A 23111-nucleotide genomic window follows, 5' to 3' on the forward strand; every position below is an offset into this window, starting at 1 on the left:
GCAGCACCTCAGCCGTAGGTGTCCCGCGGACCGCGGCCGGCGACGCTGCGCCGGCCGCGCTTCCACGACCGCTGAGTGGGTCCGAGGACGGTGAGCTCCTCGACGACCCGGCTGCCGAGCTCGCGCTCGAACCGATCGAGGAGCAGGGTGGTCATGATCCGCAGCTGGGTGGCCCAGGTCGTCGACGATGCCCGCACCACGAGGACGGGGGGTTCGAACTTCTCGACGGTGCAGTGTGCGGCGACGTCGGGGCCGACGAGCTCGGGCCAGCGGCCGAGCACCGTGCCGACCTCGAGCGAGGTCGACCAGCCGTGCTCGCGCGCGATCCGCCCGAGCCCCGCACGGAGCGGCTGCGGATCCCGGGGGTCCGCCTTCGACCCGGTGTAGACCGGCTCGACCGGTCCGCCGCGGGTGCGGGTGGACCGGAACAGCGGCCGGAAGTCGGAGTCGGCCATCCGGCGGATCCGGTCGAGCGCCTCGAGCGCGGCGGCCGGCACCGCGGAGAGATCCCCGGACTCGGTGCTCACGGGGTCGTCACCTCGGTGAGGTCGACGACCCGCCCGGCGAGGTTGGCCGGGATGTCCTCGCCGACGGCGGCGGTGATGAGCACCTGCTCGGCCTCCCCGATCCGCGCCGCCAGGCGACGGCGGCGGCCGGCGTCGAGCTCGGCGAACACGTCGTCGAGCACGAGCACCGGCTGGTCCTCCCGCTCCTCGGAGCCGCCGGTGAGCAGCTCCCATCCGGCGAGGCGCAGTGCGAGGGCGAGCGACCAGCTCTCCCCGTGGGAGGCGTAGCCCTTCGCCGGCATCGTGCCGATCGTGAGCTCGACGTCGTCGCGCTGCGGGCCGATGAGGGTGAGGCCGCGCTCGATCTCCGGGCGCCGCCGATCGAGCAGCCCGGTGACGACGACGGCCTGCACCTCCTCCGGGGTGTGCGCCCCGGAGTAGTCGAGCCGGGAGGCGTAGTCGACCACGGCGGCACGGCGCTCGCTGCGCGCCTCGGCCGCGACGTAGGCGAAGCCGTCGGCGAGCGGTTCGCGGAGGTCGGCGATGAGCTCGCGGCGCCCGATGACGAGCTGGGCGGCGGACTCGGCGAAGGCCTGGTCCCAGATGTCGAGGGTCGCCTCGAGCGCGGGGTCCGGCTGGGCGCGGAGGCTCTTGAGGAGCGCGTTGCGCTGCCGCAGGGCCCGGTCGAGGTCCGCGATCACCCCGGCCATCCGCGGCTGGCGGGCGACGAGAAGGGTGTCGAGGAAGTCGCGCCGGTCGGCCGGCTCACCCTTGACGAGGCTGAGATCCTCCGGGGCGAACACCACGCTGGGGAGGAGGCCGAGCACCTCGCGGGTGCGGACCCCGCGGCGGTTGATGCGGGCCCGGTTGGCACCGCGGGCCTTGATCGTCACCTCGACGGTGACCTGCCGCTCGCCGCGATGGGCGAAGGCGGAGACGGTCGCCTCCGGCTGTTCGTGGCGGACGAGCGGAGCATCCTGGGACACCCGGTGGGAGCGCAGTCCGGAGAGGTAACCGACGGCCTCGACGAGGTTGGTCTTGCCCCAGCCGTTGGGAGCGGCGAAGGCCGTGACCCCCGGCTCGAGCTCGAGATCGAGCGAGGCGTAGGAGCGGAAGTCACGCAGCGAGAGCCGTGACACCCACATCAGAATCTGATGATCGGCATCAGCAGGTAGCGGTACGAGGAGTCGTATTCACCGTCGATCTCCTGCTGGCCGGAGATCACCACGGGCTTCTTCGGCTCGGTCATGGAGAACCGGACGAACGGGGAATCGATCGCGGCGAGGCCCTCGGAGATGAAGCCGGGATTGAAGCCGGTGGTGATGTCCTCGCCGGTGATCTCCACCGGCAGCGACTCGCTGGCCTGGGCGTCGTCGCCGGCACCGGCCCTCAGGGTGAGCGCGCCGTCGGCGAACTCGAACTTGATCGGGGTGTTGCGCTCGGCGACGAGCGAAACGCGGCGCACCGCCTCGCGCAGGGCGGCGGTCTCGAGGACGGCGTGGATCGGCACGTCCTTGGGGAACAGTGAGCGGACCTTGGGGTAGTCGCCCTCGACGAGCAGCGAGGTGGTGATGCGGCCGCTCGAGGAGAAGGCGAGCATGTCCTTGCCGCCGGACTCCGCAAGTGCGATCTCGACATCGCCGCCCATCGCCTTCGCCGCATCGGCGAGAGTGCGGCCGCGGACCAGCGCGGTGGCGGAGATGTCGGGGGTGCGGGGGTTCCAGTGGAACTCGCGCACCGCCAGGCGGTAGCGGTCGGTGGCGAGCAGGGTGACGGTGTCACCCTCGATCTCGACGCGCACGCTCGTGAGGATCGGCAGGGTCTCGTCGCGCGAGGTCGCGATGCTCACCTGGGACACCGCGTGGCTGAACTCGCCGGCGGACACGACGCCGGAGGTCTCCGGCACGGTGGGCAGCGCGGGGTACTCGTCGACGGGCATCGTCATGAGCGAGAACCGGGAGGACCCGCAGGTGAGGTCGACCTTCGAGCCGTTGCGCTCGAGGGTGACGGGCTGGTTGGGCAGGGCCTTGGCGATGTCGGCGAGCAGCCGGCCGGAGACGAGCAGGGTGCCGGGGGCCTCGACCTCCGCGGCGATCTCGACGCGGGAGGAGACCTCGTAGTCGAACACTGAGAGCTGCACGGAGCCGGCGGGATCGGCGGTGATGAGGATGCCGGTGAGGACCGGGACGGCGGGGCGCTGCGGGAGGCTCTTGGTCGCCCAGGTGACGGCCTCGGCGAGGACATCGCGTTCGACTCTGAACTTCACGGCCCCGGCGGATTCGGCGTTCACGGCACTCCTGTGGTTGAGGTCTCGCATGCGCTGCAGCGCGGTCTGATGGCGAGTTGAAACTCTACACTCAGCCTACCGGCGTGGCGAATTGGAAACACCCCGTCGGATGTGCTTCTCACCCGGGTTCCGAAGCCCGCACCGGGACCGGCCGGAACCCGTCCGGAGACGCTCCGCAGCCGGCCCGGCGTTCGATTCGAACCATCGGTCCTCGAGCTCGTCGATCCTCCGCGCTCGGATCACCCGAGGTCCCCGTCCCGCGATCAGCGGTGCTCGAAGGGATGTCCTCGAATGAATATGCAGTCGTAGTAACAGCACGTGTGGAAACTGTGGAACTACATCGATGTCATCGAGTATCCATCGGGCGCAGCGCCTCCGGGCACCGGTGGACATCGTGTGGACGCCGTGGTGACGCGAGGGGGAGGAATGTGAATCACATCGATGTGAGTACACAGCTCTCCACCGACGCCGTGTCATCCGTGCACGTCCCCGTACCCAGGCCGAGGGCCTTCGCCCACAGGGTTATCCACAGCTGTGCACAATGCGGTTCATAGTCGATGCTGCTGTTTGATGCGGTTTGTGAGTTCGGTGACCTGGGTGTAGAGCGCCCTGCGCTCGGCCATCTGTGTTCGAATCTTCTTGTTCGCGTGCATCACCGTGGTGTGATCGCGGCCGCCGAACTCCTGGCCGATCTTCGGCAGCGAGAGGTCGGTGAGCTCGCGGCACAGATACATCGCGATCTGGCGTGCGGTGGTCAGGGTGCGGGACCGGGACGAGCCGCACAGGTCGTCGAGCGTGAGCCCGAAGTACGCCGCGGTCTGGCCCATGATGTCCGTCGCGGTGATCTCCGGGGTGTCCTCGTGGGTGATGAAGTCCTTGAGCACGGTCTCGGCGAGGCCGACCTCGATCGCCTGGTCATTGAGGTTGGCGAAGGCGGACACGCGGATGAGCGCGCCCTCGAGCTCGCGGATGTTCGAGGAGATGCGCGAGGCGATGTACTCGAGGACGTCGTCGGGCACCGGGAGGCCCTCGCCGGCGGCTTTGTTCCGCAGGATCGCGAACCGGGTCTCGAGGTCGGGCGGCTGCACGTCGGTGAGCAGGCCCCACTCGAAGCGGGACCGGAGGCGCTCCTCGAAGCCCTTGAGCATCTTGGGCGGCTGGTCGGAGGTGATGACGACCTGCTTGTGCTCGTTGTGGAGCGCATTGAAGGTGTGGAAGAACTCCTCGACGGTCGCATCCTTGCCCTGGAGGAACTGGATGTCGTCGATCATGAGGATGTCGACCTCGCGGTAGCGGCGCTGGAACGCCGGCCGCAGCGAGTTCGAGGTCGTCGAGGAGCCGATCGTGTTGATGAAGTCGTTGACGAACTCCTCGCTCGAGACGTAGCGGACCCGGATGTTCGGGTAGAGCTGCGCGGCGTAGTGGCCGATCGCGTGGAGGAGGTGGGTCTTGCCGAGCCCGGAGTCGCCGTAGATGAAGAGCGGGTTGTAGGCCTTGGCCGGGGATTCGGCGACGGCGAACGCCGCGGCGTGGGCGAACCGGTTCGAGGCGCCGATGACGAAGGTGTCGAAGGTGTACTTCGAGTTGAGCTGGGACACCCCGCTCGGGTCGTCGGCGGTCGTCGGTGCGGCCCCGGCCGGAGCCGAGGCGGCTGCCGGACGACCCGGTGCGCTCGGGGTGGGAGAGCTCCCGGCGGTGTCGACGGCAGGCTGGTCGCCGCTGCCGGGGTGCGTGAGGTCGGCGGGGCCCGCGGGGGCGGCCGAGGTGCCGGCCGGATCGGGAGGACTCGCGGAGGCGGCGGGACCGGTCCCCGGGGAGGGCGCCTCGGCCGCGGAGGCGGTGCCCGGTGCGCCGGCGGCGGCACCGGGGGAGCCGGACCCGGGGTGTGCGGTGCCCCGGGTCTCCGGCGGCAGCGGCGCCGGGACGTCGAGCGCCGGGTCGACCGCGATGGCGAAGGTGACGTCGTGACCGAGCGCGGTGGAGAATTCGCGGGCGAGCGGCTCGCGCAGATGGGTCTCGAGGGTCGTGCGGGTGAGATCGTTGCGGACGGAGAGGACGACGAGCTGACCCTCGACGAGCGCCTTGGGCACCGCGAGGGAGAGGAATCCCTTCTGATGCGCGGTGATCGTCGGATCATTGAGCAGATTCGACAGGACGACCTGCCAGATCTCATGCAGATCGTCGGATGTGCTCGGGTTGCTCACTGCTGCTCCTGTCCTGCCTCCCCGGAACTGTGGATAAGGGGCGACTCGCTTCCACATAGTTTTCCACACATTGTGGAGGAGGACCGGGTGAGGCCCCGGATTCATCCACATCGGTGGAGAAAGGTGTGGAAAGTACACGGATGTCATTTGTGGACCGGCCTGTTCACGGCCGAGTGGTGAACTCCGAGAGGATCGGCGGTGAACGGGAACCGGCACCCGGTCGACGGAGCGGCCGGCCGGTGATGTGCGCCTGAACGATGGAGGGGCGCAGGAGCCCGTCTGCGGTCATGGGTCGGGTGCCGCGGCATTACACGATTCCGTCCGCGAGCGCCCGGTTTGACCGTCTTTCGGCGTGGCGTCTATGCTGGAGTGTCCTGTGTTGCGGGCCCATCGACGAGGTGTGAGTGACTTCCCCACGGCCAACAGCATCAGGAGTGCACGGCCGTGAGTGGTCCACCTCGTGTGAGATGCGAAAGCAGAACCGTGCTGCCCGGCACCAGCAACGACAGATAATCGGAGAACCGAAGTGAGCAAGCGTACTTTCCAGCCCAACAACCGCAAGCGCGCCAAGACCCACGGCTTCCGGCTGCGCATGCGCACCCGCGCCGGACGCGCCATCCTGGCTTCGCGTCGCCGTAAGGGACGCAACGCGCTGTCCGCCTGATCGTGCTCCCCGGTAGGAACCGGATTCATCAGGGCGACGATTTCCGCCGCGTCTTCCGCACCGGCCGCAGAGCCGGGACGAAGCATCTGGTGATCCATTTCCTGTCGACACTCGATGAATCCCACGCTCCGCGCGTGGGATTCGTCGTCTCCCGGGCCGTCGGCAACGCGGTCGTCCGCAATCGGGTCAAGCGCCGGCTCCGGGCGATCCTCCACACCCGGCTCCCGGAGCTCGGCATCGGGGACATGATCGTGGTGCGCGCACTGCCGGCAGCCGCTGACGCCGACTCCGCCGAGCTGTCACGCGCGGTCGACCGGGCATTCGAACGGCTTGCAGGATGAGGCACGGGGAGGACACCCCGTCCTCGCTGCCGTCGGCACCGGCCGGCGGCCGGGCGCGGTTCGTCCACCTCTTGCGCATCGCCCCGCGGATGCCGTTCGTGTGGTTCATGCGCCTGTACCGGAGGATCATCTCGCCCTTGTACGGTGACGTGTGCCGCTACTACCCCAGCTGTTCGAAGTACGCGCTCGACGCCTTCGAGTCGACGGGTGCCGTGCGCGGTGCGCTGCTGACGACGTGGCGGGTGCTGCGGTGCAACCCGTTCTCCGGCGGTGGGGTGGACTACGCACCCGGGTCCCTCATGGAGGCCCGGAGCCGGGAGATCAACGCCGACCGCAACAGTGGCACAATGTATCGAGACCTCATCACGGACGACCGCGCCGATCCGCGGCCAAGGAGAGACTGAATGTCATGGATTGACAATCTGCTTCTGCCCCTGCAGTGGGTGGTCGCGTGGATCCTCGCAATTTTCCACCAGGTGTTCACCAGCCTGGGCCTCGACGCCGGCAGCGGCTGGACCTGGGTGCTGTCGATCGCCGGCCTCACGGTGGTGATCCGGGCCATCCTCATCCCCTTGTTCGTGTACCAGATCAAGGCGCAGCGCAAGATGCAGCTGATCCAGCCGGACATCCAGCGGCTCCAGGCCAAGTACAAGGGCAAGAAGGACCAGTTCTCCCGGCAGGCCATGGCCGAGGAGCAGATGGCGCTGTTCAAGAAGCACGGCACCAACCCGTGGGCCTCATGCCTGCCGCTGCTCGTGCAGCTGCCGATCTTCTTCTCGCTGTTCCGCGTCATCAACAACATGCATCTCATCGCGGTCGGCGACCTCCCGCCGATCGGCGGTGTGACGCAGGCGCTGGCGCAGTCGGCGGACGTCGCGACGATCTTCGGGATCCCGCTCCAGGCGACCTTCCTCACCGACGGGATCGGCGCCAAGGCGCTGACCGCCGTCCTCATCGTCATCATGGGTGTCACGCAGTTCATCACCCAGAAGCAGATGATGACGAAGAACATGTCCGAAGCCGCGATGAACAACCCGTTCATGCAGCAGCAGAAGATGCTCCTCTACATCATGCCCGTGGTGTTCGCCGTCGGCGGTGTCTACTTCCCGCTCGGCGTGCTCGTCTACTGGCTCGTGTCGAACACGTGGACCATGGTCCAGCAGTTCGTCGTCATCCGGAACATGCCGGCGCCCGGCTCGAAGGCCGAGAAGGAGCTCATGGAGCGCCGCGCCAAGAAGGGCAAGTCCCCGCTCCCCGGCTCCAAGCCGATCGAGATGACCCCCGAGCCCGAGGCGCCCGCCGCCGGACAGCGTCAGCAACCGGTGGGCAAGGCCCGGCAGAAGAAAAAGAAGAAGAAGAGATAAGAGGTTGGGAGAGCGATGACTGAGAACACCGAGACCGCGCCGGTCGAGGACACCAAGCCCACTCGTGCGGAGATGCTCGAGGAGGAGGGCGATATCGCAGCCGATTACCTCGAGGAGCTGCTCGACATCGCCGATGTCGACGGCGACATCGACATCGATGTGGCCGATGGGCGGGCCGAGGTCGCGATCGTCTGCGAGGACGAGGACTCGAACCTCTCGACCCTCGTCGGACGCGATGGCGCCGTGCTCACCGCTCTCCAGGAGCTCACCCGGCTCGCCGTGCAGACGAGCACCGGTCAGCGCTCGTGGCTCATGCTCGACATCAACGGCTACCGCGACCGTCGCAAAGATGACCTGCGGGCGCTCGCCGATCGCGCGATCGGCAAGGTCACCGAGACCGGCGAGCCCTACACCTGCCGGCCGATGAACTCCTTCGAGCGCAAGGTCGTCCACGACCAGGTCGCCAAGGCAGGCCTGCGCTCCGAGTCCGAGGGCGAGGGCGACCGCCGGCACGTGGTCATCCACGCGCAGTGAACCCCGTGGAGGCCGGCACGGACGACGCACGCAGCGACAGCACCGCCCGGAGCACAGGCGGACAGGGCACCGAGGCCGCGGCGTCGGGGACCCGGGGCCAGCCGGAACGCTCTGCTGCGGGCGCGGGGTCACCGGATGACGCATCGGTGGAGTCCGAGCCCGCGCTCGCCGCTGAACTGTTCGGGGAGCGGATCGATGCCGCCCGCTGCTATGCGCACCACCTGGCGACGACCGGTGTCGAATGGGGGCTCATCGGCCCCCGAGAGCTGCCGCGACTGTGGACGCGCCACATCCTCAACTGCGCCGTGGTCGCGGAGCTCATCGCGCCCGACGACGTCGTCGGCGACGTGGGCTCCGGAGCGGGGCTGCCGGGCATTCCCCTGGCACTCGCCCGGCCGGACGCCCGGTACGTGCTCATCGAGCCGATGGAACGTCGGGTGGAGTGGCTGCGCATGGTCCTCGACGACCTCGAGCTTCCGCACGTCCGTGTGGTCCGGGGACGCGTCGAGGAGCTCGTCGACGACGAGGTGTTCACCGTCGTGACCGCGCGGGCAGTGAAATCTTTGGCCGTGCTCGTCGAATGGTGCGCTCCGGTGCTCGGCCCCGGCGGTCGACTCCTCGCGCTCAAGGGTGCGTCCGTCGATGCGGAGATCGAGAAGGCGCGGAAGCAGATCCGACGGGCGAAGCTCGAACCACCCGTGGTGCACGAGCTCGGTTCGCCTCCCCTGGAGATCCCTACCCGCGTGGCGGAGCTGCGGCGGCGCTGAGCGGGCGTGCGGAAGAGCTTGCAGCAGCAGTAATAGAACGTAATTCGAACGCAAAACGACGCTGATCCGCGGCACCGCGTGAATGTTTCACGTGAAACACTGCACCGACGTCGGTAGACTTCACGTGGCACACACTTCCCAGGGACGGAGCATGCACAATGCCGATCATGGACGAGTCGACTCCCCTCGGGGCGCAGATCGCACGCGACAACCGCCGAGCCCAGCGGCTTGCGACGACGACCTTCCCCAAGCCCGATGCAACGCGCATCTTCACGGTTGCCAATCAGAAGGGTGGGGTCGGGAAGACGACGACGACGGTGAATATCGCTGCCGCGCTCGCCTCGCAGGGACTCCGCGTTCTCGTGATCGACATCGACCCGCAGGGCAATGCGAGCACGGCACTGGGGATCGAGCACTCGACAGAGGTCAACAGCATCTACGACGTGCTCATCGACGATCTCCCGATGGAGGAGGCAGTCGCTCAGTGCCCCGATATCGAGAACCTCCACTGCGTGCCGGCGACCATCGACCTTGCGGGGGCTGAGATCGAGCTGGTCTCCCTGGTCGCTCGCGAGCAGCGTCTGGCGAGATCCCTGGCTCGGTACCTCGAACTGCGGGCCGAGGCCGAGGACCGGGTCGACTACGTCATCATCGACTGTCCGCCGAGCCTGGGCCTGCTCACGGTCAATGCATTCGTCGCGGCACGAGAGGTGCTCATCCCCATCCAGTGCGAGTACTACGCGCTTGAAGGTCTGAGTCAGCTGCTGAAGAACATCCAGCTCATCCAGAAGCACCTCAACCCCGAGCTGCAGGTGAGCACCATCCTGCTCACGATGTTCGATGGCCGCACCAACCTGAGCTCGCAGGTCGCCGAGGATGTGCGAGCTCATTTCCCCCGTCAGGTCCTCGACGTGGCGATCCCACGATCTGTGAGGATCTCCGAGGCGCCGAGCTATCGACAGACCGTGATCACCTATGAACCGAACTCTTCCGGCGCGCTCTCCTATCGCGAAGCCGCCGAAGAGATCTCACAGCGAGGAGTGAAGAGCCATGGCTGAACGCCGACGTGGACTGGGACGTGGACTGGGGGCGCTCATCCCGGACGTCGTGAGCGACGAGCGGCCCGTGGACGTGTTCTTCCCCGCGCAGGAGAAAGGCTCGGATGTTTCACGTGAAACATCCGAAGCCCGATCGAGCAAGGATCCGGCAGTCTCCATGCGTCGCGCACGAGCTGAGAAGAAGTCCCCCGCCAGCTCGCGCTCGAAGGCGACCACGCGCCGAACAGCGAAGACTGAGTCGGCGTCGGTGAGCGACACGGCGGTCGCTGACGAATCCGCGAACAGTTCGACCACGAACGGCTCCAGGGCGACGAGCATGACCGCGAAGAACGCCACTGCGGGCACGTCTGTGCCACCAGGGCCCACCGGGCGGAAGAAGTCGCAGGGATCGACAGAATCTGCTGGTGCCGACACCCAGCGGTCACCGGAGCAGAACCCCGCACACACTGGCCCCGGCGCGCAGACCCCGACCGCGGATCAGGATCAGCACGCTGATTCCGCGCAAGCCGGCACGCAGGCAGAGACGGCCGGTGTTTCACGTGAAACATCGCTCGAATCGGTTCCCGGCACTGCTTTCGGACTGTTGCCTGTCGATGCGATTGCAGCGAATCCTCGGCAGCCGCGGTCGGTCTTCGATGAGGATGCGCTCGATGAGCTCGTCCATTCGATACGCGAAGTCGGGGTGCTTCAGCCGATCGTCGTTCGTGTGATCGACCCTGAGGAGCCCAGATTCGAGCTCATCATGGGTGAGCGACGGCTCCGGGCCTCGCGGGAGGCCGGGCTCGAGAGCATTCCAGCAATCATCCGGCAGGTCGATGACGTCGATCTCCTCCGTGACGCACTGCTCGAGAACCTCCATCGCGCTGATCTCAATCCCCTCGAAGAGGCAGCCGCCTATCAGCAGCTGCTCGATGACTTCGCCTGCACACAGCAGGAGCTGTCCGAGCGCATAGGGCGGTCTCGTCCGCAGATCACCAACACCCTGAGGCTTCTCAAACTACCTCCACTGGTCCAGCGCAGAGTTGCCGCCGGCGTGATCTCTCAAGGTCACGCTCGCGCGATCCTCGGACTCATCGACCCTGCAGCGATGGAGGTGCTGGCTCAACGCGTGGTGGCCGAGGGGCTGTCGGTGCGTGCAACGGAGGAAGCTGTCGTCCTCCTCAATCGTGGTGATCGTGTGAATGTTTCACGTGAAACACGGGCCGCAAATCCCGAGCTCTCGAGCATCGCGCGAGACCTCGGAGACCGGCTGGATACCCGAGTCAACATCACCATGGGGAAGCGCAAAGGCAAGATCAGCGTCGAGTTCGCAAACGAGGATGATCTTAAGCGGATTCTCCAGACTCTCGGGATCACCCAGGCCGATTCCGGTGACACTGTGAGTTGACGCTGCCGCTCCGGAGGATTCGACGAGGGCGGGCTGCCACGATGGCAGCCCGCCCTCTGCTGTTCTGGGTCGAGAGCTATCCGGCGTGGAGATCAGCGATACATCGCGGGATTGGTAGTTGTCGGATGAGCAGGGGTTGACCGAATGAGTCCGGCTCGGGTCATGCACGAGCGGTTGCTCGACCGATGACAGCACCGCAGAGCTTGTGGTTGAGAACGCGCAGACATGCCACTTCGCTCGGCAGGGGATGTTTCACGTGAAACAATCCTCAGAAAGCTCAGAAAGCTCAGATGGCTCAGACAGCTCAGACAGCTCAGACGGCTTCAGATGGCCCCGGACGGTTCGGACACATCGGCGGTCGAGGCACCGCAACACAATCCATGAGCTAAAGGCGGAGGTCGAGGGCGGCCCGTGAATGCTGCGCAACCGGAAGTGGGCCGCTCGGGGCAGTGCGGCCGACCGATGCCGCGGAAAGGCCGTGGCGCGGGCGATCGTCAGAGCTGAGAGCTGACGGCGGCGAGGTCGAGCGTGCCGGTGGGCGGGTCGGTCTCTTCGCGCAGGTAGAGGCGCTGCAGGGAGACGGCCACGGATTCGGCGATGAGATCGCGGAGGCGCTGATCCTCGAGGGCGGCCCGGTCCTCGTCGTTGCTGATGTAGCCCGGCATGACGTGGACCTTGGGCGTGCGCACCCTGCGCAGCGACTCCCATGTGCGTGGGTGGCTGCGGCAGTCGAGAAGACCGGTGCGAGCACACAGCTCCTTCTGCATGAGCTCGGCCAGGCGTCGTCCCACCGGGGAGGCGACGGACGGATCGTCACCGCGTCCGAAGTAGTACGTCGCAGCTCCCTGTGCCTTCGGGGACGATGAGCTGTCGAGATTGATCGTGACGATTGCCGAGGCGCCGAGCTCGTCACCGAGGGTGGCGCGCTCAGCACTGTCCTCGACGTAGACGGTCGCGGCGCCGAGCGCTGACAGTCGTCCCTCGAGCCGGCGGGCGATGTCCGCAGCGTACTCCTCGGCACATGATTGAGTACCGGGCGGAAACGTGGTCGTGACGAAGTCGGTCCGTGTGGTCGCCGCCTCGATGACGACGACGCGCCCGGCGAGCGAGGGTCCTGAGGCGGTCACGCGGGCGCGCTCCTGGAGCGCGAAGACATCGCCCTCTCCCTGGTCCCTCTTGACTGCACGGAGGCCGCTGAGCGTGGTCGGCCCGGCGATGCCGTCCGATCGGAGCCCCAGTCCGGTCTGAGCTTCCCGGACAGCCGCATCGGTGGCCTCGGCGAAGATGTAATCGATGCGATCAGTGTAGATGCCGAGGCGGCTGAGGATCTTCTGGAGCTCGGCCACGTCGTCTCCGCGCAGCGGGCGGACGGGATCGAAGCGAAGCACCCGGTCGCCGAGCCGGAAGCGGGCGAGCTCGATCTGACCGAAGGTCTCCGGGCCGAGCAGCCCGTCGCACAGGAGGCCCCGCTCCTGCTGGAAGCGGCGGATCACGGAATCGAACTGGTGATCGAATTCCGGAGAATCGGAGTCCCCCACCGGGTACCCCAGGCGCGACAGCTGCGACTTGGTCGCCAGCAGGATGTCGCTGCGGTCTCCCCGCGACAGGGAGGGGAAAACAGAGGTGGGTGTCATCGTTCTCGCAATGGTCGACTAGGGGTGGGAACGGGCAAGGCGCCTGTTGAGTTTACAACAGGCGCCTTGCGGTCGGCTGAGTACGGATCAGCTGGTGAACTCTGCGAGCTCCTGGAGCAGCGCGGGCTTGGGCCGGGCGCCGATGATCGTCTTCGCGACCTCGCCGTCCTGGAACACGTAGAGCGCCGGGATCGAGGTGATCCCGTACTTCGCGGCGGTCTCCATGTTCTCGTCGGTGTTGACCTTGACGACGGTGAGCTTCTCCGCCTGCTCCTCGCCGATCTCGTCGACGATCGGGGACACCATGCGGCAGGGCCCGCACCAGGGTGCCCAGAAATCGACGAGCACAGGCTTGTCGGACTGGAGGACCTCTGCGTCGAAGGTGGCGTCGGTGACTTCCTTGGTCATTTCAGGACTCCTTGTCGTTGAGTGATGCGAGGTAGTGTTCGGCGTCGGTGGCGGCCACGCAGCCGGAGCCGGCGGCGGTGATCGCCTGACGATAGATGGGATCGATGACGTCGCCGGCGGCGAAGATCCCGGGAACCGTGGTCCGCGAGCTCCGGCCGTCCACGGCGAGATAGCCGTCGGGGCGGATCTCGAGGGCATCCTTGAACAGCTCCGTGCGCGGATCGGAGCCGATGGCGACGAACAGACCGGTGACGGGCAGCTCGCTCGTCTCTCCGGTGGCGGTGCTGCGTACGGTGAGCCCGGTGAGCGCGTCCTCACCGTGGATCTCGGCCACCTCGGAGTCGAGGAGGAACTCGAGCTTCGGGTCGGCCTTGGCACGGTCCTGCATGGCCTGCGAGGCGCGCAGCTCCTGGCGGCGGTGGATGAGGGTGACCTTGGAGGCGAATCGGGTGAGGAAGGTCGCCTCCTCGATCGCCGAGTCCCCGCCGCCGACGACAGCGATCTCCTGATCCTTGAAGAAGAACCCATCACAGGTGGCGCACCAGCTCACGCCGTGGCCGGAGAGCGCCTTCTCATTGGGGAGCCCGAGCTCCCGGTAGGCCGAGCCGGTGGCGAGGATGACCGCGCGCGCCGTGTACTCCGTCCCGAGGGCCGTGGTGATGCCGTGGGCGCCGGGATTCATCCGCAGCTCGGTCACGTCGTCGTACACGACCTCGGCACCGAAGCGTTCGGCCTGCGCCCGCATGCTCTCCATGAGGTCGGGCCCCTGCACGCCTTCGGGGAAGCCCGGGAAGTTCTCGACGTCCGTCGTGTTCATGAGCTCGCCGCCGGCAGTCACCGATCCCGCGATGACGACAGGCTGCAGATTCGCCCGTGCGGCGTAGATCGCGGCGGTGTACCCGGCAGGGCCGGAGCCGATGATGACGACGTGGCGTTCGGTCATGGATTCTCCTCGGTGACCGGGGCTCAGCGGGCCGGTCGTGACGGCGCCTGCTCGTGATGAGCAGGCGAGGGGTGGATCAGTTCGATGTACGCACAACAGGACGGTGCACGGGGTTATTCCGCGCGCGCTGCCGCGGGCCCGGACAGGTGGCCCGGGACCGCGGTGTCACGACAGCTCGATCTCGCTGATCCGCGCGCGGTAGCCCTCGGAGACCGAGGGCAGCTCGGTGATCCAGACGAACACGTGGGTGCCCGTGGCCGGTTCGTCGAGTTCGATGGTCCCGGTGTCGTCGGGCAGTTCGCCGGTGGCGACGGTCTCCGCGTCCTCCGGGTCGGCCGAGTCGCCCACGCGGATCTCCACGGCGCCACCGGGGGTGCCGGAGATGATCGCGACGGAGGAGATGGTCGCTTCATCCTCGAGCTCGAGGCCGAGCCCGAGGCCCGATTTGAGGTTGCCGAACTCTGCGGAGTTGTACCGGTCGGTCTCCCAGACTCCGGACACTCCGGGGAGGACGTTCTCCGCATCGGCGTCGTTCTCGCTGCCGTCCCCCTCCGGGTCGAGAGCTTCGGCGGCCGCGATCACCGGGGGCGGACCGGCCTCCTCGGTGGGCGAGGGCTCTGCGGAGGACGGCTCCGCGGGCGGAGCGGTGGTCTCACCGGCCGTCGGATCGTCGCCCGGGCGGACGAAGAGACCGATGATGAGGCCGATCGCCACGAGCACGGCGAGGACCCCGATGATGAGCGGCAGCGGCTTGAGCGAGCTGCTGCGCGATCCGCGATCCGCGGGACCGGCACCGGACGATCCGCTTCCGGCGGCGGCACCGGCGACAGCACTCGTGTGAGCGCGCTTGGAATGCGTAGGGCTGGAACCCGTCTGAAGTGCGGAAACGTTTGTAGTCGCGTCCGAGCGGACGGCGTTCTCGGCAGGGTTCGAACCCTGTTCCGGAGTCTCGGCAGCATCATCGCCGTTCGTTTCGGAACCGCTGCGAAGAGCAGCCGCAGCCCCGCCGCGGGATGCTGCGGCGGCCCCGTTACCGGCCCTGACTCCGGCCCCGGCCCCGGCCCCGGGCCTGGGCCCCGCGGCGTCATCGATCGGGGAATCGTCGAGGTCGTGGGCGACTCCGCCGCGCGAGGTCCGCCGGTTCGGGTCCGAGAGGCGCAGCCGCTCCTCGGCCTCCTGCTGGAGACGGCGCTCGCGCTCGAACTCGGCGCGCTGGCGGGCGAGCTCCTCCTCGCGGGTGGTGAACATCCCGCCGAGGAACCACGAGCCGTCGTCCTCGTCCTCACCGGAGCCCTCGGGATCGGGGGCCCGGTCGAGCTCGATGACCTGGGTGTCCTCGCTGTCGTTCCACATCGCGTCACGATCGAGGATCGGGGCGGTGAGGTTGGGGTCCTGTTCGCGGGAGGCGTACTCGGAGTAGCTCGAGAAGGTGTCCTCGGGCTGCCATTCGCGGGTGTCGTCGGCGACCTCGTCCATGCTCGCCGCGGCCACGGGGAAGGTCGACGCCCGACGCATCTGCATCTGGTCGTCGAACGGGGAGGTCTCGCTGCCGGAGCGGCCTGCGGCCAGCCCGGTGGTGCCCGGTCGCACCATGCCGATGCGCTTGAGCGCGGCCTGGAGCTGCTGCGGCGTGGCGCGGCGGGTGGGTGCGGACTCCTCTGCGGCGGGTGCGGGTGTCGCAACGGGGGTGCGGCTCGGCCGCGATCCGCTGCGGCCACCGGCGGAAGTCCCTGCGGGAGTGTTGCGCTCGGGGAGCGACGGGGTGCTTCCGGCGGTGGTGCCCGCCGCGGCGGCGGCGGCCGCGGCAGCGCCGGTTCCGGCCGGACCTGCCGTGTCGGGGAGGCGTCCCGCCGGGGACTCGGCGCCCGGGGCCTGTCCGGGCGCCCGCTTCGCAGCGTCGGCGGTGCTGCCGGGCGCAGAATCACGCGGGGTGCCGCTGAAGTCGGTAGTGCCGCCGGGGAACAGCGGCTCACCGGGCTCGGCCGTTCCGCCCCGGGCGAGCCGGTGGAGGGCGCGGGTGTCCCATTCGCCCAGGTAGCGCACGATCTCGCTCGGACTGCGCGGGCCGGCCTCGGTCTTGGAGACGACTCCGGAGACGAACTCCTCGAGGTCGCGCGGGATGCCGGGGGTGACCGACTCGGCGCGGACGATGAGGGCGTTCTTCTTGGGCGCGGGCTCGAGTCCGCTGCGCGCCTCGGGCCCGGGCCAGTGCGCGGTGAGCGCGGCATAGAGGATGTTGACGAGCGCGAGCGCGTCCTCGCGCAGCGCCTCCCGGCTCGACAGCGCGTCGAGGCCGAGCTCGTAGGGGCCGTCGGCCACGGCGGCGTCGATCGCCACCCCCTGGACCTCGACCTCTCCGGTGGGGGTCAGGGCGATGGACTCCGGGCCCAGGCACAGGTGGTGGAGGCCGCGCTTCGAGGCGTGGACGAGGGCGGTCGCGGCCTCGCCGACGAGTGCGCGGGCCGCCTCGGGGTCGAGCGGCCCGTGGCCGAGGAGGGCGGGCAGGCCGACGGCCTCGGTGCGGTCGACGACGACGAAGTCGATGCCGTCGGCGCGTCCGACGTCGTGGATGTCGGGGATCCGGGGATCGGTGAGGAGCGAGGCGCGGCGGGCGGCGTCGAGGAGGTCGCCGGAGCGGGAGGCGTCGGCGGCGAACAGCTGCGCGGGCTCATCGAGGATGGCGTCGATGACGAGGCACACGGTTCCCGCTTCGGGGAACTCGGCCAACCAGGGTCGGCGGACTTCGGAGACGACGTACCGGTCGGCGATGACCGTGCCGCGTTCGATGTTGATCAGGGGGACCACCTCCGCAGAGTCATGCTTCGCCTCAGAGTCGAATACTACCGTTCGGCACCGCGCCCTCGTCTCAGCCCGCGCCGCGATTCACCTTGGCGCGCACCGTGGCGGCGACCGCGTGGAGCTCCGACACCCGCAGCAGCCAACACACGCCGAGGTACACCCCGAGCATGACGATGCCGATCCAGCCGACGGTGACGAGCGCACCGGCGCGCCCGGCCCAGGCGCCCTCGCCCGCCCACGCGAGCAGACCCATCCCCGCCGCGCAGGCGAGCGCACCGGCGACGGCGAACTTGAGGTGGGCGACGAGGATCGCGGTCGACTCGAGATGCCCGAGGCGGCGGCGCAGCAGGGCGGCGCTCGTGATGCAGGCGAACAGGTAGCCGACGCTCATCGAGAGTCCGATCCCGGCGACGACGAACTGCTGTGGCAGGAGCGCACCGGAGGCGATCACGCCGCCGGCGGTGAGCGCGACCTGCGGCACCTGCACCCAGAACGGGGTGCGGGCGTCCTCGTAGGCGTAGAACACCCGCTGGAGCAGATAGTTCGCGCTGAACGGGACGAGGCCGATGACCATGGTGACGAGGACGAGGCCGATCGAGCGGGCCTGGGCCTGGGATCCGCCGCCGATGAGCATCGCGGCGGGGCCGGCGAGCGCGATGAAGGCGACGGTGGCGAACATGTTGACGAGCCCGACCACCCGCAGGCCGAGGGTGAGCGAGCCGCGCACCGAGCGCGTGTCGTCCTCCGCGGCGTACGAGCTCATCGAGGTGAAGAGCGCGGTGGCGAGCGACACCGCGACGAGCGAGTGCGGGAGCATGAACATGAGGTACGAGACCGAGTACGCGGCGTTCGATGCCGAGGCCTCCCCGCCGGTCGAGGACGCCGAGGCGGCGACCCGGCTCGTGACGATGAAGCCGAGCTGCCCGATGAGCACCGCGGCGAAGGTCCAGCCGGCGACGGTGCCGGCGGTGCGCAGGCCGAAGCCGCGGAAGCCGAAGGTCGGCCGGTAGGAGAACCCGATGCGCTTGAGCGGCCACAGCAGGACGAGCGCCTGGAGGACGACGCCGAGCGTGGCGGAGCCGGCGAGGAGGACGAGCTTGGGGGTGTCCCAGGTGCCGACGGCGTGCTGACCGGCCTCGCCGGGGCCGAACACGACGATGAAGACGATGAGGCCGGCGATCGACACGAGGTTGTTGACCACCGGCGCCCACATGTACGGACCGAAGGACGAGTGCGCGTTGAGCACCTGCCCGAGCATCGTGTAGAGGCCGTAGAAGAAGATCTGCGGCAGGCACCAGTAGGCGAAGGCGACGGCGAGCGCGGTCTGCTCCGGGCTCCAGGCGGACGAGGAGTAGAGGCGGACGAGGAGCGGAGCGCACAGGGTGGCGATGACCGTGACGCCGAGGAGGAGCACGAGGGTGAGCGTGAGGAGCCGGTTGGTGAAGTCCCGGCCGCCGTCGGAGCGGCGGGTCGCGCGGACGATCTGCGGGACGAGGACGGCGTTGAGGACTCCGCCGGCGAGCAGCATGTAGAGGTTGTTCGGGACCTTGTTGGCGACGTCGAAGGCGTCGGCCGCGCCGCCGATCGTCACGCCGATCGCGGTCGCCAGGAGCATGGTCTTGACGAAGCCGAGGATGCGCGAGGCGAGCGTGCCGGCAGTCATCACCGCCGAGGACTTCGCCAGTGAGGAGATCCCGGTGCGTGCCACCCGTTCTCCTATCCTCGGTCGTTCTGCTGCGCCCGGGCCATGGCGGCCTCGAGCTGGCTCTTGGGAATCTTACGCCGACCGCGGGACACGGACTTCGCGAGGCCGACGACGAACACGATGAGGAGGCCCGCGGCGATGACGGCGGTGCCGATGTTCTCCCAGTCGGCGCGCACCCGCACCATGAGCTCCCCGGTGTGCGGGACGACATAGCCGTTGTCCGCGACGATCTCCACCCGGGTGATGAGGTCGGCGTTCGCGAGCCCCTCGACGGGCACGTCAACGCGCGTGCTCTCGTGCGGCGAGAGCTCCACCGTCTCGCTCACCGCGGTGCGCAGCTGGGGGGTGGGCGCGGTGACGCGCACGGTGACCGTCGCGGGTCGACCCGAGGTGTTCTCCACCCGGATCGGGATCGTCGTGCGCTCGCCGGTGACGAGGAGCACCGGGGACCCCTCCTCGGGTCGGATGCTGCTGGTGAGCGCGGCGACCTCGGTGTCGAGCGCCTCGGTGCACTCGGCGCGGTTGGGGGCGTCCGCCCAGGCGGCCTGTGCGCAGCCGAGCATCATCCGGTCGAGGTCGCGGCGCGCGGAGTCCGCATCGCTGAACACCGCTGCGTAATCGCCCACCGCGGAGTGGGCGGAGCGCAGCCCGGTGATGGCCTCGGCGGTCAGACCGGTGCGACGGGTCGAGGCCACGACCGGGGCGCGGGACACCGGCTGCCCCTCGAGGAGTGCGTCGACGGAGCGGAAGGCCAGCCACGGGGCGGAGCGGGTGGCCTCGGCGATGTCCCGCCAGGAGCTGTCCGCGGCCGTGCGCGGCAGGGTGACGAACAGGTGGCGGGAGTCGTAGGGGCGCTCGGCAGTGATCGCGGAGCTCTCCGCGACGTACTCACTCACCGCTGCGGCGGGCGCCCCGGCTGCGCCAGCGGTGGCGACGGCGTCGTAGAGCCCGGTGTCGACGACGAGCGAGTCGAGGATCCGCGGGGAGACCGCCGAGGTGTCCCGCGCGCCGCCCTCCATGGCGCCGGAGCCGTCGCCCGGGTCGTCGGCCGCCGCGCGGGATCCCGAGTCGTCCGCGCCCGTTCCGTCCTCAGGGCCCGCGGCGACGGTCACCGTCGAGTGCGCGTCCGAGGTGTACCCGGTGAGGGCCGGCTGCTGGAGGTCGGAGACGACGACGGTGTTCGTGTCCGGGGTGACGAGGTCGGGCAGGTGTTCCTGTGTCACGGTGCCCGACACCGGCCACACGACATCGGTGCGGGCCTGTGGGAACATCTCGGTGACGATCGCCGCGTCCTCCTGCGCCCGTTCGGCGAGTCCGTCGAGGTCACCCTCGGTGAGCGAGGCGAGGTCGGCGTCGGCCCAGGGCAGCGCGATGAGCGTGCGGCCTTCGGCGAGATCGGCGAAGCGGGTGAACCAGTCCCGCAGGAGTGGGGTGGGGTCGGTGCCGTCGGCCGGCTCGGTGACGAGCTCGGACGGTTCGCTCGGCGCGGCCGTCCCGGTGGGCAGGGGTGCGGACGGTTCCGGTTCGGCGGGTTCGGACGCGCGCAGCGCGGAGTCGATCGAGGCGAGCAGGCGCGGGTCGATCGCGAGCGCGATCGCCGGGTCGACCTCGGCTGCGGCGAGGAGCGCGGTGAGCGGGCCCTCCGGCCCGGCGGCCTGTTCGAGCGTCTCCTGCGGGAGGAGACCGGTGGAGGAGAAGCCCGGCAGCGTCACCGGCATGACGAGGGTGATCGAGGTGGGGTCCGGGTCAGGGTCCGGATACCAGGTGGTGAACCCGGTCGCGGAGCCGGCGACGGCACCGGAATCGGTCCGGCCGGACAGGGCGACCTCGACCCCGCGCGCCCCCCAGGCGGAGATCGGGGAGGAGGTGGGCAGCTCGAGGCGGTCGGCCGGCACCTCGAAGGTGAACTCGGCGACCTGTCCCGGTGCCAGCGAGTCCGGCAGGTCGGGCACCTGGGGCGCGCCGTCCGCGTCGTCGGGCGGGGTGTCGGTGCTCGCGGCGAGGATCCGGTGGCGGCCGCCGCGCTCGCTCCACCGGTTGATCTGGAGGCGGGAGTCGAGGCGATCGGTGGACATCCGCAGCTCGAGCGCCGGGGTGCGCAGATCGGTGTCGCTGCGGTTGATCACCGTGCCGGACACCCGCAGGGCGCCGTCCGGGTCGAGCCAGGGCGTGATCTCGTCGACCACGACGAGCTCGGTGCCCGGTTCCTGGGCGGATTCCGGGGTGCTGGGCGCCTCGGCTGCGGGATCGGGGGCCCCCACCGGGGGCTGGGGCACGGGGCCGGCCGCGGCGGGGATGAGCTGGAACGGCAGCCCGCTGAGGAGCAGCACGAGGAGTGCGAGGAGAACGAGGGTGGCGCCGCGCCGGGGGGAGGCGAGCGTCACGGCGCGTACCGGGGCAGGACGGTGCGGGCCGCGGCGACGATACGGCGCTCGTTGGCGAAGGTCAGGCGCGAGCCGAGCTCGTCGAACGGCACCCAGGCGGCGTCGATCGCCTCCTGGTCCGGGTCGTTCTCGACGGTGAGCTCCCCACCGGTGGCGCTGAGCAGGAAGTGGTGGACGACCTTGTGGACGCGGTAGCCGGCGACGGAGAACCAGTAGTCGACGCTGCCGAGTGGGGCGACGACGCTGCCCTCGACGCCGGTCTCCTCGGCGACCTCGCGGCGGGCCGCCTGCGCGGCGGTCTCCTCGCCCTCGAGGTGACCCTTGGGCAGGCACCATTCGAGGCGCCCGGCCCGGTTGATCCGTGCGATCACCGCGACCGGCCGGTCCGCACGGGAGAAATCGACCACGATGCCGCCCGCGGAGGTCTCCTCCACGGTGTTGGAGCGCACCGGAAACGGTCCGGGCTTCGGCAACGGCCTGGGCATGACTTCACTCTATCGTCCGCACCTGGAGGTTTCGTGGCCGTCGCGCCCGCACCGGGACCTGCGCCGGTACCCTGGTGAGGGTCCCCGACCCGACGGTCCGGGACGACGCGATCCCAAGGAGGTCCCAGGTGTTCCTGGCCCAGGCCCATGCCCGGCTGGCCGATGCCCTCGACGGGCTCGACCCCATCCTCGGCCCCCTGGGGCAGCGGTTCGCCGACGCCGGGTTCGAGCTCGCACTCGTCGGCGGCTCGGTGCGCGATGCGCTGCTCGGCCGGGGGATGCCCGACCTCGACTTCACCACCGACGCCCGGCCCGACGACATCCTCCGGCTCATCACCGGCTGGGCGGATGCGCACTGGGACATCGGCCGGAGGTTCGGCACGATCGGGATGATCCGCTCCGGTTACCAGATCGAGATCACCACCTACCGCGCCGAGGCGTACGACCCGGAGTCCCGCAAGCCCACCGTGGCGTTCGGCGACTCCCTCGACGACGACCTGCTGCGCCGCGACTTCACGATCGGTGCGATGGCCGTGCGGCTGCCCGCCCGCGTGTTCGTCGACCCCTTCGGCGGGCTCGCGGACCTCGAGGCCGGCCGGATCCGCACCCCGGGGAGCGCGGAGATGAGCTTCGGCGACGACCCGCTGCGGATGATGCGCGCCGCCCGCTTCACCTCCCAGCTCGACTTCGCCGCCGCCGGCGAGGTCGTCGAGGCGATGACCGGGATGGCCGAGCGGATCGACATCGTGTCCGCCGAGCGCGTGCGCGACGAGCTCGTCAAGCTCGTGTGCGGGGCGGCACCCCGCCGCGGCATCGAGCTGCTCGTCGACACCGGGCTCGCCGAGCGCATCCTGCCCGAGGTCGCCGGCCTGCGCCTCGAGCGCGACGAGCACCACCGCCACAAGGACGTCTACCAGCACAGCCTCACCGTGCTCGACCAGGCGATCGAGCTCGAATCCCGGTACGCCGCCCGGCAGGAGAAGGCGGGGATCGCCGAAGGAGACCCGCAGCGCCTCCCGGTGCCGGACTTCGTCGTCCGCTTCGCCGCGCTCATGCACGACATCGGCAAGCCCTCGACGCGCCGTTTCGAGCCGGGCGGTGCGGTGACCTTCTACCACCACGACGTCGTCGGGGCGAAGATGACGGCGAAGCGGATGAAGGCCCTCCACTTCGACAAGGACACGACGAAGAAGGTCGCCCGGCTCGTCGAGCTCCACCTGCGGTTCTACGGCTACGGGGACGCCGGCTGGTCGGACTCCGCGGTGCGCCGCTACGTCACCGACGCCGGGGACCTGCTGCCCCGGCTCCACATCCTCACCCGGTCCGACGTCACCACCCGCAACCGCCGCAAGGCCGAGCGGCTGGCGCATGCCTACGACGACCTCGAGGAGCGGATCACGGCGCTCGCCGAGCAGGAGAAGCTCGACGCGATCCGCCCCGACCTCGACGGGAAGCAGATCATGGCGCTGCTCGACATCCCGCCCGGGCGCGAGGTCGGCGAGGCCTACCGCTTCCTCCTCGAGGAGCGGATGGAGCACGGCCCGCTCGGTGAGGAGCGCGCTGCGGCGGTGCTGCGCGAATGGTGGGACGCACGACAGGGATGACCGGAGTGCGGGAAGTGCCGTGAGACGCCCGGTTCCG

At 69.3% G+C, this 23111-nt stretch carries 20 protein-coding genes; 9 read left to right on the plus strand and 11 right to left on the minus strand.

Annotation, left to right across the window (positions count from 1 at the left end):
• Nucleotides 1–8 precede the first annotated feature (8 nt).
• From AB0I45_RS04870 to dnaA, 4 genes are all read right to left on the minus strand, one after another.
• Entirely contained in the window at nucleotides 9–527 is a 519-nt protein-coding gene (locus tag AB0I45_RS04870) for a DciA family protein (protein WP_295689088.1), read from the minus strand.
• Nucleotides 524–1651, minus strand: a complete 1128-nt coding sequence (recF, locus tag AB0I45_RS04875) for a DNA replication/repair protein RecF (RefSeq protein WP_345029058.1) — start codon at nucleotides 1649–1651, stop codon at nucleotides 524–526. Before recF ends, AB0I45_RS04870 begins: the two co-directional genes overlap by 4 nt.
• Nucleotides 1651–2796: a DNA polymerase III subunit beta gene (gene dnaN / locus AB0I45_RS04880; protein ID WP_295689085.1), complete on the minus strand. Its 1146-nt coding sequence runs from the start codon at nucleotides 2794–2796 to the stop codon at nucleotides 1651–1653. Before dnaN ends, recF begins: the two co-directional genes overlap by 1 nt.
• 545 nt (nucleotides 2797–3341) lie before the next feature.
• Nucleotides 3342–4997 (minus strand): chromosomal replication initiator protein DnaA, encoded by a 1656-nt coding sequence (dnaA, locus tag AB0I45_RS04885; protein ID WP_247424373.1) that lies wholly within the window; start codon nucleotides 4995–4997, stop codon nucleotides 3342–3344.
• 526 nt (nucleotides 4998–5523) lie between these two features.
• On the opposite strand from dnaA, the gene rpmH reads away from it, so the two are divergent.
• The 8 genes from rpmH (at nucleotide 5524) to AB0I45_RS04925 (ending at nucleotide 11112) form a co-directional block, all read left to right on the plus strand.
• Nucleotides 5524–5661 (plus strand): 50S ribosomal protein L34, encoded by a 138-nt coding sequence (gene rpmH, locus AB0I45_RS04890; RefSeq protein WP_137318513.1) that lies wholly within the window; start codon nucleotides 5524–5526, stop codon nucleotides 5659–5661.
• Between the two features lie 2 nt (nucleotides 5662–5663).
• The gene (gene rnpA, locus AB0I45_RS04895; RefSeq protein WP_137318514.1) at nucleotides 5664–6002 is read left to right on the plus strand and encodes a ribonuclease P protein component; all 339 of its coding nucleotides are present in this window, start codon (nucleotides 5664–5666) and stop codon (nucleotides 6000–6002) included.
• Complete coding sequence (gene yidD, locus AB0I45_RS04900; RefSeq protein ID WP_137318515.1) at nucleotides 5999–6406, plus strand: membrane protein insertion efficiency factor YidD; 408 nt, start codon at nucleotides 5999–6001, stop codon at nucleotides 6404–6406. Before rnpA ends, yidD begins: the two co-directional genes overlap by 4 nt.
• Nucleotides 6407–7366 carry a membrane protein insertase YidC gene (gene yidC / locus AB0I45_RS04905; protein ID WP_137318516.1) on the plus strand — a complete coding sequence of 320 codons (960 nt, stop codon included), beginning with the start codon at nucleotides 6407–6409 and terminating at the stop codon, nucleotides 7364–7366.
• 15 nt (nucleotides 7367–7381) lie between these two features.
• Complete coding sequence (locus AB0I45_RS04910) at nucleotides 7382–7900, plus strand: R3H domain-containing nucleic acid-binding protein (RefSeq protein WP_137318517.1); 519 nt, start codon at nucleotides 7382–7384, stop codon at nucleotides 7898–7900.
• Between the two features lie 146 nt (nucleotides 7901–8046).
• Complete coding sequence (gene rsmG, locus AB0I45_RS04915; protein ID WP_345029065.1) at nucleotides 8047–8667, plus strand: 16S rRNA (guanine(527)-N(7))-methyltransferase RsmG; 621 nt, start codon at nucleotides 8047–8049, stop codon at nucleotides 8665–8667.
• 158 nt (nucleotides 8668–8825) lie between these two features.
• Nucleotides 8826–9725: an AAA family ATPase gene (locus tag AB0I45_RS04920; RefSeq protein WP_247424367.1), complete on the plus strand. Its 900-nt coding sequence runs from the start codon at nucleotides 8826–8828 to the stop codon at nucleotides 9723–9725.
• Nucleotides 9718–11112 (plus strand): ParB/RepB/Spo0J family partition protein, encoded by a 1395-nt coding sequence (locus AB0I45_RS04925; RefSeq protein ID WP_345029067.1) that lies wholly within the window; start codon nucleotides 9718–9720, stop codon nucleotides 11110–11112. The genes AB0I45_RS04920 and AB0I45_RS04925 overlap by 8 nt, the downstream gene beginning before the upstream one ends.
• Before the next feature lie 494 nt (nucleotides 11113–11606).
• On the opposite strand, the gene AB0I45_RS04930 is transcribed toward AB0I45_RS04925, so the two are convergent.
• The 7 genes from AB0I45_RS04930 to AB0I45_RS04960 form a co-directional block, all read right to left on the minus strand.
• Nucleotides 11607–12746 (minus strand): peptidoglycan-binding protein, encoded by a 1140-nt coding sequence (locus AB0I45_RS04930; RefSeq protein ID WP_247424358.1) that lies wholly within the window; start codon nucleotides 12744–12746, stop codon nucleotides 11607–11609.
• An 87-nt stretch (nucleotides 12747–12833) separates the two neighbouring features.
• Nucleotides 12834–13154 carry a thioredoxin gene (gene trxA / locus AB0I45_RS04935; RefSeq protein ID WP_137318522.1) on the minus strand — a complete coding sequence of 107 codons (321 nt, stop codon included), beginning with the start codon at nucleotides 13152–13154 and terminating at the stop codon, nucleotides 12834–12836.
• A 1-nt stretch (nucleotide 13155) separates the two neighbouring features.
• Nucleotides 13156–14097: a thioredoxin-disulfide reductase gene (gene trxB, locus AB0I45_RS04940; protein WP_247424355.1), complete on the minus strand. Its 942-nt coding sequence runs from the start codon at nucleotides 14095–14097 to the stop codon at nucleotides 13156–13158.
• A 165-nt stretch (nucleotides 14098–14262) separates the two neighbouring features.
• Nucleotides 14263–16902: a hypothetical protein gene (locus AB0I45_RS04945; protein WP_137318524.1), complete on the minus strand. Its 2640-nt coding sequence runs from the start codon at nucleotides 16900–16902 to the stop codon at nucleotides 14263–14265.
• 61 nt (nucleotides 16903–16963) lie between these two features.
• Nucleotides 16964–18604, minus strand: a complete 1641-nt coding sequence (gene murJ, locus AB0I45_RS04950) for a murein biosynthesis integral membrane protein MurJ (protein WP_137318525.1) — start codon at nucleotides 18602–18604, stop codon at nucleotides 16964–16966.
• Nucleotides 18605–18612: 8 nt separating this feature from the next.
• Nucleotides 18613–20985: a DUF6049 family protein gene (locus AB0I45_RS04955; protein ID WP_345029074.1), complete on the minus strand. Its 2373-nt coding sequence runs from the start codon at nucleotides 20983–20985 to the stop codon at nucleotides 18613–18615.
• Nucleotides 20982–21470 (minus strand): NUDIX hydrolase, encoded by a 489-nt coding sequence (locus tag AB0I45_RS04960; RefSeq protein ID WP_137318527.1) that lies wholly within the window; start codon nucleotides 21468–21470, stop codon nucleotides 20982–20984. The genes AB0I45_RS04955 and AB0I45_RS04960 overlap by 4 nt, the downstream gene beginning before the upstream one ends.
• Nucleotides 21471–21604: 134 nt before the next feature.
• Here AB0I45_RS04960 and AB0I45_RS04965 point away from each other — a divergent pair, with 134 nt between their 5' ends.
• Nucleotides 21605–23074 (plus strand): CCA tRNA nucleotidyltransferase, encoded by a 1470-nt coding sequence (locus tag AB0I45_RS04965; protein WP_295690802.1) that lies wholly within the window; start codon nucleotides 21605–21607, stop codon nucleotides 23072–23074.
• Nucleotides 23075–23111 lie beyond the last annotated feature (37 nt).

This window comes from Brevibacterium sp. NPDC049920 (assembly GCF_040656435.1).
GTDB classification, from domain to species: domain Bacteria; phylum Actinomycetota; class Actinomycetes; order Actinomycetales; family Brevibacteriaceae; genus Brevibacterium; species Brevibacterium pityocampae.

Excerpts from the sequence above, each read along its gene's own strand:
- yidD (WP_137318515.1), top strand. The coding sequence starts at position 5,999 with ATGAGGCACGGGGAGGACACCCCGTCCTCGCTGCCGTCGGCACCGGCC.
- yidC (WP_137318516.1), top strand. The coding sequence starts at position 6,407 with ATGTCATGGATTGACAATCTGCTTCTGCCCCTGCAGTGGGTGGTCGCG.
- AB0I45_RS04920 (WP_247424367.1), top strand. The coding sequence starts at position 8,826 with ATGCCGATCATGGACGAGTCGACTCCCCTCGGGGCGCAGATCGCACGC.
- trxA (WP_137318522.1), bottom strand. The coding sequence starts at position 13,154 with ATGACCAAGGAAGTCACCGACGCCACCTTCGACGCAGAGGTCCTCCAG.
- AB0I45_RS04910 (WP_137318517.1), top strand. The coding sequence starts at position 7,382 with ATGACTGAGAACACCGAGACCGCGCCGGTCGAGGACACCAAGCCCACT.
- AB0I45_RS04925 (WP_345029067.1), top strand. The coding sequence starts at position 9,718 with ATGGCTGAACGCCGACGTGGACTGGGACGTGGACTGGGGGCGCTCATC.
- AB0I45_RS04960 (WP_137318527.1), bottom strand. The coding sequence starts at position 21,470 with ATGCCCAGGCCGTTGCCGAAGCCCGGACCGTTTCCGGTGCGCTCCAAC.
- AB0I45_RS04930 (WP_247424358.1), bottom strand. The coding sequence starts at position 12,746 with ATGACACCCACCTCTGTTTTCCCCTCCCTGTCGCGGGGAGACCGCAGC.
- recF (WP_345029058.1), bottom strand. The coding sequence starts at position 1,651 with ATGTGGGTGTCACGGCTCTCGCTGCGTGACTTCCGCTCCTACGCCTCG.
- trxB (WP_247424355.1), bottom strand. The coding sequence starts at position 14,097 with ATGACCGAACGCCACGTCGTCATCATCGGCTCCGGCCCTGCCGGGTAC.